The 17,683-nt window shown below is 45.9% G+C and carries 8 protein-coding genes; 3 read left to right on the top strand and 5 right to left on the bottom strand.

What is annotated here, in order from left to right:
* Positions 1–153: 153 nt before the first annotated feature.
* The 4 genes from KAH81_06140 to KAH81_06155 are packed head-to-tail and all read right to left on the bottom strand — an operon-like array spanning position 154 to position 6,193.
* Positions 154–1,389: a hypothetical protein gene (locus KAH81_06140; GenBank protein ID MCK5833235.1), complete on the bottom strand. Its 1,236-nt coding sequence runs from the start codon at positions 1,387–1,389 to the stop codon at positions 154–156.
* A 16-nt stretch (positions 1,390–1,405) separates the two neighbouring features.
* On the bottom strand, positions 1,406–3,814 hold the full coding sequence (locus KAH81_06145) for a hypothetical protein (GenBank protein MCK5833236.1): 2,409 nt from the start codon (positions 3,812–3,814) through the stop codon (positions 1,406–1,408).
* Positions 3,804–4,640, bottom strand: coding sequence for a hypothetical protein (locus KAH81_06150; protein ID MCK5833237.1), 837 nt, complete (start codon positions 4,638–4,640; stop codon positions 3,804–3,806). The genes KAH81_06145 and KAH81_06150 overlap by 11 nt, the downstream gene beginning before the upstream one ends.
* On the bottom strand, positions 4,637–6,193 hold the full coding sequence (locus KAH81_06155) for a hypothetical protein (protein MCK5833238.1): 1,557 nt from the start codon (positions 6,191–6,193) through the stop codon (positions 4,637–4,639). Before KAH81_06155 ends, KAH81_06150 begins: the two co-directional genes overlap by 4 nt.
* Positions 6,194–6,469: 276 nt before the next feature.
* Here KAH81_06155 and KAH81_06160 point away from each other — a divergent pair, with 276 nt between their 5' ends.
* The 3 genes from KAH81_06160 to KAH81_06170 all read left to right on the top strand — a co-directional run bounded on the left by KAH81_06160 (position 6,470) and on the right by KAH81_06170 (position 8,932).
* Positions 6,470–6,952, top strand: a complete 483-nt coding sequence (locus KAH81_06160; protein ID MCK5833239.1) for a hypothetical protein — start codon at positions 6,470–6,472, stop codon at positions 6,950–6,952.
* Between the two features lie 197 nt (positions 6,953–7,149).
* Positions 7,150–8,406, top strand: coding sequence for an HD domain-containing protein (locus tag KAH81_06165; protein ID MCK5833240.1), 1,257 nt, complete (start codon positions 7,150–7,152; stop codon positions 8,404–8,406).
* 88 nt (positions 8,407–8,494) lie between these two features.
* Positions 8,495–8,932 (top strand): hypothetical protein, encoded by a 438-nt coding sequence (locus tag KAH81_06170; GenBank protein ID MCK5833241.1) that lies wholly within the window; start codon positions 8,495–8,497, stop codon positions 8,930–8,932.
* Between the two features lie 80 nt (positions 8,933–9,012).
* Here KAH81_06170 and KAH81_06175 read toward each other — a convergent pair whose 3' ends face one another.
* Entirely contained in the window at positions 9,013–17,679 is an 8,667-nt protein-coding gene (locus KAH81_06175; protein MCK5833242.1) for a hypothetical protein, read from the bottom strand.
* Positions 17,680–17,683: the final 4 nt, after the last annotated feature.

Raw genomic sequence — 17,683 nt, forward strand, 5'->3', positions numbered from 1 at the left:
CGGCGTTCGGTGTTAATCTTTTCGAAAAGTTCGTCTTGCCAGGTCTGGAGTTCAATCCAGCTCGCAGGCGAACTTCCACCGCAACCCGTAACAGCGAGTATAGCCGCTACAATCATTATTACAGAGAGTTTTACCCCACTGTAAATCCTCATTTTAAAGATCGACAGCAACCGTGAATCCTCCGACTAAAAGAGATTCGTTGACCCTGTCCATATCCTCTCGGTTAGCTGTTTCATAAGGCGATGGTAACCACGATTCCGGAAATTGGTCGTGCTGATAATATGTGCTCATCTGATAACCACCGAATACATCCACTTTGACTTTCCCAAACGCAACTCCGCTTCCAAGAGTGAAACCGGTTCTCACTACCTGATCGACAAGTGGTATCCTGTAATGATAAGCTCCGAGTCGCAACGGAATATTGTTAGCTAGCTTGTGTTCCAGTCCAATGCGGAATTCCCAGGAATCCTCAAGTTGTGCAAATGCGCTATCTTCCTCAGCCAGAGCAGAATAGCCTACGAACTCGAACTCAACCACAGCTCGGCTTACGACATAACCGGGTGGGCGATAACCTATACCGATCCCTATTCTCGAAGGGAGAAAATCGGGGTAGAGGCTTTCTCCCAGATCGACCTCGGGAGTCCAGCGAAGACCGATCTGCCAGCGATCGGTAGGCGTAGCAACTGCGGAAAGCGAGATCATGGTGCCAGAAAGATCAGCGGAATAGACCGTGTCATCATCGAAAGCGGCTTCCCATGGCTCGGTATTGTGGACCACTGAGTCCTGCGCCTCGGGGCTACGATGCATTTCGATAGTGCCAGAAAGAAGCGTCGCTGAAATACCGATACTTCCATAATCGAGAATATCCTCGCGAACAGCAAAGGTTGGGCCGGCAAGCGCTCCATCGGAATCTAAACTCCAGGTACCGATAAGTCGATCTGCATTAGGGTCTTCGCGCTGACGCACCTGTTCACGATAGATATATTCAGCATCGAACACCACGGAATAACCCGCCGCAATCGTCGGTATCCAGTCGCCCTCGAAACCGTAAGAAACAAAACCACCAAAGGTGGGATATGTCTCTTTCATGCTAACATAAGGTGTCCATCCAACTCGATCTTCGAAGGAGTCGAAAAGCGGAAGTGCACGCTCTTCACTGGCGTTGATAAGATTCAGGTTTACGCCAATATTTATGCCATCACGGGGGAGACAGGAAGGCGCCCAAAGTGCCGAAGCGGGTTCCTCCGGCGGAAGGACTTTAAGTCCACCCATCGCTGAAGTCGCAGCACTAGAGGGCATAACTGGACCATCGAGAAAAAAAGCACCGTGATAGGTGTATCCCATCGCAATAAACGATAAAGCAGTAATTAATAAAATCGCTCTTTTCATAAAACCTCGCTAAATATCAGAAGAAATAATCCATTTGAATGCGCCATGAAGATGTAACCTCTTTGACACGCGTGCCCTCGATCTCGGACTCTGGATCGCCATAGCCACTACGAAAATCGATATTCGAGGCCTCGAGTGGAGCATCGAGTGCAATCTTAAAGGTCAGTGATAAATTCTCGACCAGACGGTCGCGAAATGCAACCCACCAGTGAAGTGCGTCGATTGGGCTATCGAGTTCGGAGAATTCGTTATCCTCAAAATTCCATAACCAACCGCGATATACAATGGCTTGTCCGTTTATAGCAAGATGGTCGGAAAGGTTGATGTCGTAATTGAGCATAAGGCCTTCAGAAACATTTACCACACCACCAAGAAGTAAATCCTCGCCAAGTGGATCACCGCTACCGTAATACCTCGGTCGCGGAGGACTCCCTAGAAAACTGTGAATAAGCGTAAAACCGAGACGTGAGTAGTTTGCAAGCCTCGTGTCTGCGGTAAGTCGGATTTCGTCAACCGTGAAGGCTGTCGGTGTAAGTGAATTTTCCTCGCTACGACCCTGCCATTTTCTCCAGAGCCTGAAAGTAAGATTGTTATTCGGGCGCCAGTTAGTTTTGAGAACTATCCTGCGATAGTCGGTCATATCTGAAAGACGTGTAAAAGCATCGAACTCAAGCGTGCCATCAATCTGGCGGAACGGTTTACCATAAAGCTCAAGATATAATCCCTCTTCGGCCATAGGCCGAGGATTTTCCTCTGCGAGAACAACCATATTTGGATCGACGAGGCGGTAGTCATCCTCGATAAGAGAACCTTTGTAGCGAGCATATTCCGCGAAGCCGCGATTATAAGGGTTGTCAAAATCCAGATCGTAATGACGATATACCGCAACCGCCGAAAGCCTGTTAGAAGTAAAATGCGCTTTCGCTACGAGACCATAAGGATCATCGCCGATAGGAAGAAAACTAGTTTTTTCTCCGCTTATTGTGTCGATAATACCGTTTTCATACCAATTTAAGGCAATATTGCTATCTCTAACTATTTCGGAAAACTCAGCGGAAAGCGCAAGATTGCCGATAGTCCATAATCCATGGATACCGACAGCCGAGCGATTATCCTGTGGAAACGTCATACTGAAAAGCTCGGCGTCGCGCTCATCCACCTTTACGCTTGTGCCACCGGGGATATAATCGGGATTGATAATCGAACCGGGCTGTGGATCCCAGGTCTTGTCGTAATTCGCACGATAACCGGTAACGCCGATTCGGAGATTTAAAAGCGGCGAAAATGTCAGATCACCGGCAAACATAGTCTCATGCACCTGATTCTCCCAATCTTTCGCACCTGAGATGAGATCGGTGAAACTGCCGTCTTCGTTAAGAATAGCATCTTTGTTCCTGCTCGAAACGAGTATGGTCGGTTCGATGGATTTCCATTTAAGCTCAAGGGCAGTGCCGCGAAGAGCATAGGTCTCCGAGCTTGACAGGTCTGGATACACACCTAAATGGCGAACATCGAAGCCGGTGCCTGTCCAACGCGGAACGAAATAATCTCCGGAATTAAATGTAACCCCTTCGCCAAAAGCTGCAGAATAATCCCCAATAACAAAGCTCCTGACCTTGACCGGCCCGAGCTGGTAACGCGTAAGGCCGCCATAAAACTTCATGTCTGGGTAATCGAACGGATTAGCCCAGTTGTTATGGTCGATATTCTCGCCCTCGCTGCGCCCAAAACGAAAACCCTCTGAGATTGGGCCGTTGTTCAGACGAATCTTGAGATATGACAACGGATTTATCTGATCGGAGGTGCCGGCGAAACGCGCTTGTGCATAGCCGCCGGTGAGCCAGTCTATCGGTCGCTGTTTACCATAACCGATATAAGTTCGCACCGAAACATAACCGCGCGCCGAAAGCCCGTTAACCGATCTAAGCTGGCGTCGGTCCTTAACCTCACCGATATCTCTTCGGTGCCGAAGAAGAGCAATGGCATCCGTAGAGGAAACATTCTGAAGCGAGACTAAATCGCGGTAATCGAGCTCGAGAAGCGTGGGCATAGTGCGTATAGCATCGACCCACATATCGACTACCTCGTCGGAGACACTTTCACCCGCCAGCCATTCGCCAACACGAAAATAAAGCGAGTCAATTCTGTCGAGTGCAGAGGTCTCACCAAGTTCCGCACCAATGCTTACAAGTGGTTTAAGTTTGGCAAATTCTTTGGGTGTGAAAACCCCGAGTTCGAGGAGATCATAAATGCTATTGAAACCCCCTCCAAAACGCATTCTCTCACAGATAGCATCCCTCTGTTCTGGTGTAATAGGAAGCTCGCCGAGGGTTGAGCAATCATTACCGGAAAGCTCGACCTGCGCACCAAAAAGCGAGACAACAGCCAAAAACAGCAATAATGTAGTTTTCTTTTTATTGTCCAAAATCGATACCTATACTCGCGGCGTGTGAAAGAGGCAACGCCGGATGACTTTTTAACGCGTAATCGAAACGCGCGAATTTATATTTTAGGCCAACTCCCGCCGTAACCCGATCGGGATTGGTGACCGCGCCAAAACGGAAAGTAACTATCTCGTGCGGTGAAAAGGATATTCCGAGACCATAAGTATAGCCGGCGATGCTTTCCCTGCGGACATGAAAAACCATATCCGTAGCATTATATGGAGAATACCCGATAGAAGCAGTTACTGCACGGGGTATCTCTATGTCTCCCTCTACACCAAGATTAGTGGCTGTTAGGTTTTCAGCGAAAATGGAAACCTTGGTCCTTTTATAGATCACTGCCTCACCTGCCATATCGAATGCAGCCCCTGCGCCGGAACCGAGATCCATACCTCCAATGCTTTTACCATAGGACAGCGAATAAAAGCTTCCTCTAACAGCGAGATTGAACTCAGTGTGTATGTCTGAAAAAACCGGTCTCGTATAGGCAAAACCGATACTTGTCTCGGTCGAGAGATCGCCAACTGATTGGCCTCCAAGCACCGCAGAAAAACGACCGATTTTTTCGTGTGACCAGGAAGCCCATGCTGAAAGTTGATCGAAATCGGAGTAATTGAAAGACCGAATATAACCGCCTCCGGCGGTAATTTCGCCCTTATAGAAAAGCGATGTAGGCCCGGGGCCGATAGCTGGGGATATATCGGCCATACCAATTGCAGCGGGATCGGGCGGAGGGACCTCGAACACTGCAAGAACTGACCCGACAACAATAACTACGAAAATGGAAATAAGCCTAGTAGTCGTCATTTTAAAGCACTCCCAATAGCAATAGTTTTCTTAACTGACTCCCTAGAACCGGAAACTGGAATGGACTCCAGCAATAGCATATAAACCCCCTCGCCTATGAGTTGGCTTGTTTCGTCCCTTCCATCCCAATCCATCGAGACCGTCGATGAGGGCGTGCCATCATAGAGGGTTGTGACATTGCGCCCCATGCGGTCGAAAAGCCTTAGCACAGCACGACTACCCACAGGAACTGTGAACTGAACGTTCATATAATCGTCGCTTATGGGAACAAACACGCCCTGGGGAATTATTATCTCCGAGCTCTCCCCGGATGGCGGCGTTACAAACGGAACAATAACAATATCCTCCACCGAGGCAGGAAGTATCTGGAACTCGTCATTATAAACACCAGCAATACCATAGATAGTAATGCCGTCACCAATATTGATCGAATCTCCATCGAGGCCGGTCGTTGACCATATGCGAGCCGAAACATAGACACCGCCATCATCGACAACCACATTCCAGTTGCCGTCTCCGGTGCCGTAGCGGTCGTAAACCGTTCCTTGAACAACCGTCCAGACGCCTTCCCAAGCGGCTGCATCCGAGATCACCGAAGAATAATCGAGCGGTGTGGGTAGAGTATCCTCGCCAACAATCTCCCAATCGGAGACCTCGATCTCAGTTGTGCCCAAATATTCGCTAATCGTGCCGGAAACTCGTGCCACAGCACCGCGAACAAGAAGGGATTCCATATCGGCAGTGAGACTCCATTCAAAAAGCTGTATTCCTTTACCGCTTTCGTCCTGAATGTAGGCCTTAAGCTGCGTAGTTTTAAGCGCACCGGCAGCGGCGGTAATAACACCCTCGACAACAACCTCATCGAAGGCCGAAGGATCGGCCTGAATATCGGCTATCGGGATGACAAGCGTATCCGAAGGGCCGGAAGTATCGCTAGTATCAACCGTAGCTGAGATATCGTCATCACTACGCGGTTCCAAAACATATTCATTCCATGAATAGCTCATCATTCCGGTAATGGTCTCGATTGTATCGCCGGCGTTTGGGCTATAAGAATAGTCGAAGCCGCGCTTCACCTTCAAATTGCCCGTTACATCACTTATCTCCCAAAGCGAATCCACTCCCCCGACAACAACAACATCAGATAGAGTGACGAGAACGCCTTCGAGAGCCTCGAAGGTGTCTGCAACACCACATGACGTAGGCCATGGATCGGGCACAGAACCTGTTGAGTCGCTCGAAAACGCGGTGATGGTCGTAAGCTCGGTGAGACCGTAATACTCATCGACTGTGGCAGTTATGGTAATATAATCGCCGAGACTCACTGAATTGACATAGTCGTAAACATAAACACCATGCCACGGCCCCCCCTCCGAATCGGAGAGGTAATATTTGTCGCCGGAATATTCCGTAGCTGCAACAACCCCAGAAACCGTAACAACCTCGCCATCGTAGGGCGAGTCGCCGGACATGGAATACTGAATGTCGTAAACAGTCAGAGCCATGGAACTAACGACACACAAGATCAACAACATTAAAAAACACTTCTTCATAACTAACCGTTCCCTATGGTTGGAAGTGAAAACATAACTATGGAATATAAGCTATAATTCTGCCAGAGGCAAACTTTTTTGTTATATTTTTGCAATCCTAACGAATACTTTGTATTTATTAGCTTAGCGAATCTTTTTTCCTTTAAAAAATTAAAAAACGAACAAATATTTAATTCCCTTGATTTTTTTTGAATTTAATTTATTTTTTCTATATATTCTATGAAAATTATTTATCTAAACTGAGTATTTTAAAATACATATTTTATGGAGAGAGAAATGGCTTCAAGAAAAGACACATTAGCTGGATTTCTTAAAACACTCAAATTCGAAAACAATGATATAAGAGATAGTTTTCAAAATAGATTTAGAATACAAAAATATATTTATCTTTTGCAAGAGTGGAAAGGTTATAACTGGCGATATAGTTATAATGTTTATTTAAGCGGCCCATATTCGACAGAACTAGCAAAAGAGGTTTATCAGGTATTAGATGAAGATATTATAAGTAATACAACTACAAAATTACCGCAGCCTTTTTGTGAAGATTTGAAGGAAATTCAAGCTCTAACAAATTCGGATGAGCAACTCGAAGCGCTCTCGACCCTTTTATACATCTCAAAATCTTTTCAATTGGTTACTAAAGAATTAGACAAAATAAAAAGTTACGCATTATCTCGTTTTAGTTCTGTAAAACCCTTTATATCAAACGATGTTAGAGATGAAGCTTGGAGCATAATCGAAAATAAAAAAATGCTATAATTGTGGATGAGCTAAAACTCACACACCGTATATTGGACAATCTATACGGTTTAATATATCTATCCGATCTTGAAATTGAGCTAATAAATACCCCCCAGTTTCAAAGACTAAGGAAAATCAAACAACTTGGAGTCGCCGATTTAGTCTTCCCGGGTTCCCAGCACACGCGCTTTAGCCATTCATTAGGTGTTTTAGAAGTGACCGAGAAGGTATTTAAAAACATTAGGAGAAACTTGCCAGATGGTTATTCTGAGGATGATCTCGAATATGACAGAAAAAAACTCAGGATAGCTGCTTTATTGCATGATATTGGCCACTATCCTCTTTCCCACACTTTAGAATCCGCTTATCAAAAATATACTTATTACGAAACTAAATATCCAAAAAATGGAATATTAAAACAAGAAAATGCGTTAACCTTAACGAAAAAAGACCTTCATCACGAGTATATTGGCAAACACATTATTGAAAATTGCACAAACATCAAGAGTATTTTAAAGAAAGAGTTTTCAGAGCAAGATATCGAAGATATTTCAAACACTATTATTGGTGATTTGATACATGAAAGGCCTTTTTATGCTCATATTTTACATTCGGACCTAGATGTCGATACATTAGATTATTGCCTTCGGGATTCCGACGGAACGGGCATAGCCTACGGGAAATATGATATTAATTATCTTTTGGATAATGTTGTCCTACACTCGATAAATGATAAATTTGTTATTTGTTTTAAGGAAAAAGCGATACACACTATCGAACATTTTTTACTCGCTAAACACTTCTATTACCTTCAAATACTATACCATCCCAAAAGATTATTCTTTGAGGAAACCGCAACCCGATTCGCCATAGAAGCGATAAAAATCGGATGGTTACCGTCTCCAAAATCTTACAGAGACAAAATTATTGAAATAGAAGGTACATTTTATAATGATAATTATTTCTGGGACTTATGCTCAAAAGCATATAAAAATAAAACAATAAAGGACAATAAACCAACACCAGCGATGCATATCTATTCAAGAATTCTCTTTGAAAGACTCGCACCTAAAAATTGTTTAAAAATCGAAAAAATGAAAGAAATAAATGAAACGGATCGCGATCCTAATAACATTTGGAAAAAACTTAAAGAAAGCGTTTTAGAAAAAAGAGTTATAGAAAGAGAATTTACTTTTCTTGATTATAAATTTAAATTCGACAAGATAACAAATGACACTTTTGGAAGGTTTTATAATTATTTCAATATTACAAAAACAACCCAGGAATACCGTAATTCGTTAGAAAAAAGACAAAGTAAGGTTCAAAATAACGAATTCCTTATTCAATCACGTGATTCGATCAAGATAATCGACGAAAAAGGAAATATAGACTTTTTATCGAATAATAAAGACTCTTTGGCTTATATTTTAGCAAAAAATAAAATCGGTATTTATTTGGATTTTGGTGATTAACCTCCCTCCCAATCTAAAAATCACATAGCTTGAATTTTTCCTCGATATACTTAATATTATTAATAGATACTACAATTAGGAGGTTTTTATGAAGATCGCACTTATTATAATCGCATTCTGCGCTTTTGCTTTCGCACAAGCTATCCCTTTTTCAACTCAGACCTTCGAATTATCCAAAGACACGGGAACTCAACCCAAACCTTTTGTTGAAAAACAACAAATCGATCCCGCCGAGACCGAAGCATGGGGAATGATTAACGAAGCGATTTTTGAGACAGGTAAAACGACGACCATGCCTATATCCTCCGAAAATCTGGAGGAACCCGCAAAAAAGGAGGGAAATGGCACCGGCGATGGCCAAGGCAATGGAAATCATCACGGCCAACGAGGCCCTAAGAAGCGACCAAAGGGTTGGGACAAGGGTGAAAAAAAGGGCTGGAATGGCTCTGATATTCCTCCGGGGCAAAGCAAAAAAAGTGGAAGCGGCAATTCCGGTGGCGGCAAGGGCAAAAGTAGGAATAAATAAACAAATCCTTACATTCTATATAACATATAACAAAGGCGCGCCGAGTTTCGGCGCGCCTTTGTTCTTTCCATCTCGATAAACTATTTGTTCACCGAAATTGTGCCGTTACATATAGCCTCACCATCTTGTTGAATTACATAAAGATATAATCCCGGACGGACAGAAATACCATTTCTGTCCTTGCCATCCCAGAAACGGTTGGTTACATCTGTCAACTCCTCTATCGGACCGATTGTAGAACTATAGACTAGAGTATTTCTAATATCGAATATAAAAAGCTCTGCTGAACCCGAAAACATGAGCGGATAATCGAACACTGCGGCATCATTGATACCGTCACCGTTTGTAGTTATAGGATTGGGATAGATATTACATGTAATCTTGGGTTCCATCACGAACCACCACGAGAAAGCGCTAAGATTGGATTCGCAAAGATCAGGATTATCACCAGCATATGCAGTAATTCTAACCGTATCGCCTGCAACAAACTCGACATCAGATGCCGCTGCATCGAAAGATAACCTACCCTCCTCGTAATTAAGCTCACTCAAGGATAACTCATAATGATTGCCATAAACATCCATGGCGAGTTCGCTTTCACGAATGCCCGCAAGGTTATCCTCTATATCGACCCATATAGGCGACCTACCATCGCGGATAAGATTTGCCGAAGCCGGGAAGTTATTGCTGAAAGTCGGTGGCTCGAGATCGACAAGCCAGTTATAGCTCAAGGTATCCCACATCGGGTTGCCAAGACTATCCTCCGCTAGAGTTAACATTACAGTAACAATCTGCTCATTCGCCCAGAAATCGACACCGGGCGCAAAGGTTATTTCGCCAGCGGCGCCATCGTAGGACAGCCTACTATCCGGCCAGATTATTTGCTGACCTGCTATTACAAGAACCATCGGCGAAGGATCGACACCATCGGGATCAACAAGCTCGATCACGATTGGCTGGTCGGCACAAGAGGATATCTGTCCCGGAAGAGGTGTTATCGGTGCGGCTGTGGGCCCGCCCAATATTTGACATATACTATCCGCAAAGATCGTTGTTCTGTCGAGCGGATTAAGGAAATCGAAGTCATTATCTGTCGAGGTAATCCTGTAAGAAATATTAGTTGTCGAGATGAAGGTGCCAATCGCCGACGTCGTCCGCCAGAGCCACCCACCCTCGATAGCATCCCAACTTCCCGCCAGCGAATCCATAGGCACCGGGCCGTTGGCATCTATATCTACCTCGCCGTCGGTGTCCCAAATAAGTTCGGCTCCGAACACACCGCTCGGGTCGGTTATCCTAGCCTCAATAAAGACAGGTATCTGTGTGCTTTCATATTCGGGGCGGAAATCGTAAATATTTGGACCGAGCGTATCGTCATCGCCAACAGAAAAATTCCAAGAAACACTGGAACTGTTGGGTTCACAGTAATCTGGCATATTGTCGAAAGCTGTTATAATAACACTGACAATTCCAAACTCTGGGAAATAAATGCCCGTGCCGAGTGTATCCTCTGGCGCTGAATAGGTTATCCCGAATGCAGAGGCCATCACCGAAGCCGGATCGAGGGTTAACAGCGGTGCAACCCAATCAACACCATCTGCGGCCACACGAAGACTAATCGGAATTGCCGAACGATAGACACCATCGAGGCGAATATCGAGGCTATCGGCATCTACACCGAGAATACTATCTGTAACATCGATAGAGATCGTTTGCTGCCAATCGAGCGTGATAAAGCCATCAACAGGATACAACGATGCAAACTGCGGGGGGGTTAAATCCATGGTGAAACTCCATGACACCGGTGCCCCGGCGAGGGGGTTTCCGAGCATGTCGTCTGCAGAAATCAAACTAACATTCACAAGACCATCTGACCAGACTGATGGAGGTGTCCATGTCAGAGTCGGATCGTCCAAATCGAGCTCATCGTCAGAGGTCGTATAAACAACACCGCCAACCTCAAGCTGGATTGTTGTTTCATCTACACCATTGCTGTCAACGAGGGTAACAATAATCTGTTGAAGGCTGCATGCACTGACTGTGCCGTCGAGCGGTTCTATGATAGTCGCTATCGGCCCACCGGTAGCTATACTAAATCGCCAACAATGCAAGCTATCATTAGGTGGACAATAATCGGGATCGTCGCAAGCATGAACACAAATATCGATATTGTCACCACCGCTGAAGAATAGACCGGCATCTGAGCAAGAAAGAGCCATTATCTCGCCGTCCCATGAAATGTCCGGGGAAGTTAGATTGAAGATAATCGAATCGTTCAAGGTCATCCAAAGGCAACTATCGGCTAAACCTGCAATCGAATCGGCGATGTGAACCGATATATCCGGCGAAGGATTATCTATTATTGCAAAAGGTGCAGGAGTCCTCGACCAGAAGGCTGGTGGTGTGAGGTCCATCCAAAACCACCAATCGAGTGGAGTCACAAGTTCATTCCCAAGCAAATCATCTGCGGAAACAAGCTCGACATGAACCGGGCCATCAGCCCAAATCGAGGGTGGTGTCCATATAAGTGTAGGTTCATCCCACTCTATTCGCAGACTGCCCACACGATAATCTATCCCATTGACACGCAATAGAATAGTCGAATCGGAAATACTGTTCGAGTCCTCTATTGTTACTATTATCTGCTGAAGACTACACGCACTGACTGTGGAGTCCAACGGCTCGATTATCTCCGCAATCGGCCCTCCGCGACTAATAACAATTGTTCGGCAATAGGTCGTGTCGTTGGCATCGCAGTAAGGGGCCACAGTATCCGGAAGGTCGGCAATTCCGAGGCAAAGCTCGATACTATCACCGCCAGTCCAAAGAATTCCTAGGCTGTCGGGATCGAAAAGAAGCGTATCACCATGCCAATATAAAGCCGGAATCAATAGATCGATTACACCGTATCCCTCAACATCGAGCGAAGCCGAGTTATAATCGATACCGGCTGGTGTGTCCTCGAGTATAAGGGTAATTAACGGGCTTCTGTCATCCACCGGCACACCGGGAGTCGGAGATACTGAAATTAAAACCGGCGGTTGGTAATCTACAATGAAACTCCAACCAAGAAGTGTCTCCAGCGGATTACTAAGAACATCAGAGGCTGCAAGTAGTGAGCAAACAACTGTCGAGCCATGAGTGAAAAATCCCGAACCACCATCGAAGGTCAACGACGGCTCCGACCAATCCAATTCTGGGTCATCAGCTGTATAACTTAAGCCATTTACCTCGAAAACAATAGAATATCCATCGACACCATTGGAATCAAAGATAGAAATAACAATATCTTGAGGATCACAACTCGTTATAATCCCATCTGTTGGGTGAACTATTGTGCCTGCCGGTCCCCCCGGCTCTATATCGAAACTCCAACATGTATCAAGAACATTCGGACCACAATAATCAGGTAAATCCTCGGCATAAACGCAAATATCAATAACACTCCCACCCACGACAGTAATAACATCGCAGAGATCGAAGCTAAAATTACCTCCTGCCCATACTACTCGACCATCCGAAATATCGAGATACTCAGAGCCATCAACAGTAACTTCGATGGAAGCTTCATAAAGACCGCTACCAAAGTCGGCTAAATCGAATGATATATTCGGGCATAACGATGCTACCACGCTTCCCGGTATCGGACTTATAGAGCTTATAATGGGCGCCTCGAAATCGATATTGAAAGTCCAAATAAGCGTATCCTCGTTTGGATTGCCAAAGCGGTCCTCGGCATAGAGCAAGGAACAAATTACGGCCGCACCATCAGACCAGTCACTCGATGGTGAATATATCAACGTATCCGGTCGGTATTCAAGTTCCGATGCAGTCGTCATGTAATGGACTCCATCTACACTGAAAATTATTGTTCCGCCTATTACCGTATCTGGATCGCTAACCGTAAGAATTATCTCGCCCAAGTGACAGGCACTCCATGAACCATCCACAGGTTCGATGACAGTCGCCACAGGTCCTCCGGTCGGAAGGAAGAAAGTCCAACACGTATCGCCAGTGTTCGGGAGGCAAAAATCGGGTATATCGGAGGAGCGTATACATATTCTAACAGTATCACCGCCGGTAATAAATAATGGAATATCTATAATATTAGCTGAATATATACTATCTGTCCGACTAAACCATGATTCTGAAAGGTCGAACCACGACGTGTCTGATGAAGGAAGAATATCTACACCTATGAGAACCCCATCGAGATTTGTGCCAGCCGGCTCATCGGTAAGGTTAAATCCCACAACCGGTGTAAGAGTTCCAATACCTGAACCGGGAGCAGGTGCGAGCGAAAAAGCAAGCGGTGATTCAAGATCTATTTCGTATTCCCATGTATCGGTGCCATAGGCAAGTGGATTGCCAAAAATATCATCTGCAGAAATAAGTTCGACACGAACATGGGCGGCGTGTGTCCATAGAACTGAGGGTGCAAAGCACAATGTGTCGGAAATATAGTTCAATTCCGGGTCGGCGGTGGTGTAATCAGTGCCATTAACGCGGAGGATTATACTCGATTCATCCAGACCGTGTGGTATATCTGAATCAAGAAGCTCGAGACAGAAACCCTGATCATCACAGGCGCTTACAGTATTCGCAAGGGCATCGCCGCTCGATGGATCGAAAATCATGCTATAAATCGGCCCCAATATATCGATATAGTAAACCCAACAATGCGTAAGCACATTTGGCGGGCAGTAATCCGGCGAATCGGCTGCGCCTATGCATATACGCACCGTATCATTATGGGAAAATACATAACCTAGATCGGCGCAATCAACCGAACAGAAAAGGCTATCACCAGTAAATGCACCCTCGAAACCGGGATCACCAAAATAATGAGTCGTTCCGTTTATCGAGATTGTGATAAGTGATATATCGAGCCCAGAAAGCCAATCTGCGAGCACAAATGTAAAGCTTGGTGAATCCAGGGCGAGAACGGTGCTGTCGATTGGATCGATACCCCATATAACCGGTGGTGTCAGATCAACAATGAAATTCCAGTGAAGTGTATCGCCGAGTGGGTTCCCCACAAGATCGACACATTCTAGAAGACGCACGAGAATAGTATCGCCGTTATCCCAGAGAGTAGGCGAGGAATACGCGAGCGTATCACCACTCCAAATAACTGTGGAATCGTCGCCGTGGACATCGATGCCATCCACATTTAAAAGCACCGAAGAGTGATCGATGCCATCGGCATCGAAGATATAAACAATAATACCCTGATCGTCACAAGCAGAATAGGTCCATGGCAGTGGCTCGATTATCATCCCAATCGGCCCAAGCGGGTTAACTATAAAGAACCAACATGTGTCGAGAACATTAGCTGCGCAATAATCCGGCAGGTCATTAGCTGTAATACATATTTCTACAGTATCTCCTATGTCGAAAGCCAGCCCCAGATCGAGGAAGGAAACCGATACATTCGGAGCAACATAAGAAACACCTGCGCTATAAAGATCGAGTAAAATCGAATCGTTTATCGATATTATTACCGAAATCTCATCGAGGCCACTTAGTGAATCATATATGTTGAAACTAACCGTAGGGCTAGCCTCGGGAATCGTCGAACCGGCCGTGGGGATTTCCCCCCAGACCACCGGCGCTGAAATATCGACATACCAATCCCAGCAAACGGGAAGTGTATCGTTCACCACACCATATATATCACAAACCGAATCGACACAACAGTGAAGCGTTTCGCCATCAGACCAGAGAGAAGGTGGAGTAAAACGAAGAGTATCATAGTAAAAATCAAGATTAATACGATCCACCAAATATGTAATACCGTTGACACTAAATCGAATCGAAGAGGCATCGACAGAATCGTCATCGGTGATCATAACAAAAATCCCTTGATCGTCGCAAGCGCTCCATAAACCATCGAGTGGTTCGATTATCTCGATATGCGGTGGAATGCAGGGCGCTGTGGAGAAACTCCAAACCTCACTAGTATCCGAACCGCAAAGGCCATGAACAATGATGGCCCAGGTATGCCTTTCACCGCAAAGAAAAGATTCGCTCCATCGCGTGCCGCTTAAACCTGCTGCAACCACAAAACCATCGAGAATAACATCGTAGGTAATCGGAGGCGTTCCCGCCGATGCTGACCAGTTGAAAGCTATCAGAGCATCTGGAGTATGATCGGTGCTCCCATCGGCAGGTGCAATAAGGGTAGGAGCTATCGGTGGATAATCTACGAAAACCGTAGCCGAATCATAACCCTGACAACCGAACGGACTAGTAACAGTGCAGACATATTCTGTTGTATCTCTTGGGCTTACGAGTATTGGGTTCCCTACGAGACCACCCGGTTCCCATGAGAAGGTAGCGCCCGGTAGATCGGGCGATAAGATAGCGGTGAGCGTAGCACTGTCTCCGAAACATATAAATTGATCCTCAACAGTAAGAATCGGATTCGGATGAACTATCACCGAACCGGTATCTGAACCATCACAACCGAAACTACTTGAAACAAAGCAAGTGTATGTCGTTGTGGTCCCTGGTGTTATTGTAATATCCTGAGTCGTGAAACCACCGGGTGTCCAGGAGTATGTGTAAGTCCCAGGGGGGGTTACATTCGCAGTAAGAGTGGCTGTTTCACCTTCGCAAATGTCCACCGGCGTAATATCTACCTCGGGATCAGGGTGAACATTAACAGTCACCGGTGCAATTGCAATACAATCCTCAAGAGCAGTTATTTGGCAAGAATATGTCGTGGTCGTTGTGGGACACGCTGTTGGATTAGGCGAAGTTGGATCTGAAAGGCCGGTAGTGGGCGACCATGAGTAATCATAAACCACAGGCCCAGCAGATGAACCGCTTCCTGTAACCGAAACATCGTCGATATACCAGCCATCATCCGAGAATAAGAAGTCTGACTCGAACAGGAATCTTATATAGACTACATCGCCGCACCAACTCGAGATGTCTATCGTCTCATTAGTCCATCCTTGCGAGCCATGGTATGAATCCTCGAGAGACATAGGGCCGAACAGGTGCATGCCATCGTATCCTGGCATGTCAAGCATAAACCAGGGCCCCGTGGGAGACGTGCCAATATAAACCTGACAACCATCGAAGCTTGCGGTGTAATATGAATGCCAGAAAGAAAGAGTAGCATTGCTGCAACCGGTAATATCCACACCGGGAGTAACAAGTGATGCGCTTTCACTGTTGTTGTAGGCCCCTCCGAGGTCGGTTCCCCAGCAGCGCGAGCCGGAATGAGCCGAGCCGGGGCCCGAGGATGGCGTTCCCCACGCCCAATCATCGCTCGAACCAGAATGTGTCATCGACACAGAGGACTCAAAATCGCTCGACCAGCTTCCACAATCGTAACCACTTCCAATGGAATCCGGCCATGCAGAAAGCTCTGTGCAACCACCGGCGCAAATATCGGCATATTCCACAGTAGCATTAGCCCCGAAGTCTATGGTTTCCGGTATATTAATGCAGTAATTCTCTATTTCAGGACCGCCTCCGGACCAAGTCGCAGAAATATTATAACACTGTGTTGTCCCATAAGCCGAAGGCGGAATGCTGACTGTCCATGTGGCCAGTGCGCTACCTCCATAACCGGCGATGGAACCGAGGTTTTGGGGGTTTGCCCCACTTGCAAGTGTAAACGGAGTTCCCGATAGATCGAGCGTCGCCTGAACATTCAAAGCCGTCGAAGTCCCGATATTCGTGACAAATGCCTCCACAGTGAACGGGTTAGGAGTAATATCAGTACAACTGGTTTCAAACATAGGTGGAGTGTGATAAATTCTCAGCCCGGTTCCCGAAGTGATATCGCCGATACCATAATATGTAACAAATATAGCCGAATCCCCAGGGCACACATTGCGCGGATACCATTTTACCATAGTGGCAGAATCGCCATAAGAACTTCCTGTGTCTGTTACCCAGTCGCTATCTGCCCATCCGTTACCCACCGATGAAGGCCAATTGCCATACCAAAAAACATCGGGCATTACCGCTTCAAAACCGATAAGCACACCCAAGGCTGTAAGCACACCAGGACCAGGCGGATAGCCACCTTGGTAAGCACGCCAAGTAGGCGGAATATCCGGCGCAAAAAAGATCTCAGCAATACCTGTATAACCGTATGCGGTCGAAATCTCCGCGTAATCGTCATCATCGAGCATAGTATCATAATACACTATGCAACCAACATCATGACAAGAACCATCAGCCGGTTTCATTACCGTCTTAAACTTAACCTGCTCATTCTCGCCAGGTGTTCCTCCAAGGCTAACCGGCGTAATTTCCTGCCTTATATAAACTCCGTGCCAGTTGTTCCATATAGAATAGACCGTCGAACCAGTCATATAATTCGAAGATGTATTGGGCAAACTTTCATCAGTTTTTGCGGAATAGCCATCTACATAATACATCACCCATTCAGTCCCCGGAGATCCGGGAAAAGAATACGTCAACCGAACATAGGAACCCCCACCACCGGGATCTGCACCCTCATCGAATTCCCCCGATGTTTCATCGACATCGGCGCGAACCCAATTATTTCCAGACAACCAATCCATAGCCTCGGAAGGCCTCGCACGCGGAGACATGTCTTCAGGCTCTATAAAAAGATTGGCTTTCCACTCTTCATAAAGCGTTCGATCGCCAGAAATTTCAGGGGTCAACAGCTCCGATATTTCGCTCCGAGAAGACGCGCTTAAAATTGAGCTGGATAGGATGAGTATGAACAAAAAAAACTTTATCAAAGCTTTCATAAAA

This window comes from bacterium, assembly GCA_023145965.1.
In the GTDB taxonomy this organism is placed as follows: domain Bacteria; phylum UBP14; class UBA6098; order UBA6098; family UBA6098; genus UBA6098.

What these genes read in the sequence shown, in the direction of transcription:
- KAH81_06140 (MCK5833235.1), bottom strand. Translation starts at nt 1,389, where the DNA reads ATGAAAAGAGCGATTTTATTAATTACTGCTTTATCGTTTATTGCGATG.
- KAH81_06150 (MCK5833237.1), bottom strand. Translation starts at nt 4,640, where the DNA reads ATGACGACTACTAGGCTTATTTCCATTTTCGTAGTTATTGTTGTCGGG.
- KAH81_06155 (MCK5833238.1), bottom strand. Translation starts at nt 6,193, where the DNA reads ATGAAGAAGTGTTTTTTAATGTTGTTGATCTTGTGTGTCGTTAGTTCC.
- KAH81_06160 (MCK5833239.1), top strand. Translation starts at nt 6,470, where the DNA reads ATGGCTTCAAGAAAAGACACATTAGCTGGATTTCTTAAAACACTCAAA.
- KAH81_06170 (MCK5833241.1), top strand. Translation starts at nt 8,495, where the DNA reads ATGAAGATCGCACTTATTATAATCGCATTCTGCGCTTTTGCTTTCGCA.
- KAH81_06175 (MCK5833242.1), bottom strand. Translation starts at nt 17,679, where the DNA reads ATGAAAGCTTTGATAAAGTTTTTTTTGTTCATACTCATCCTATCCAGC.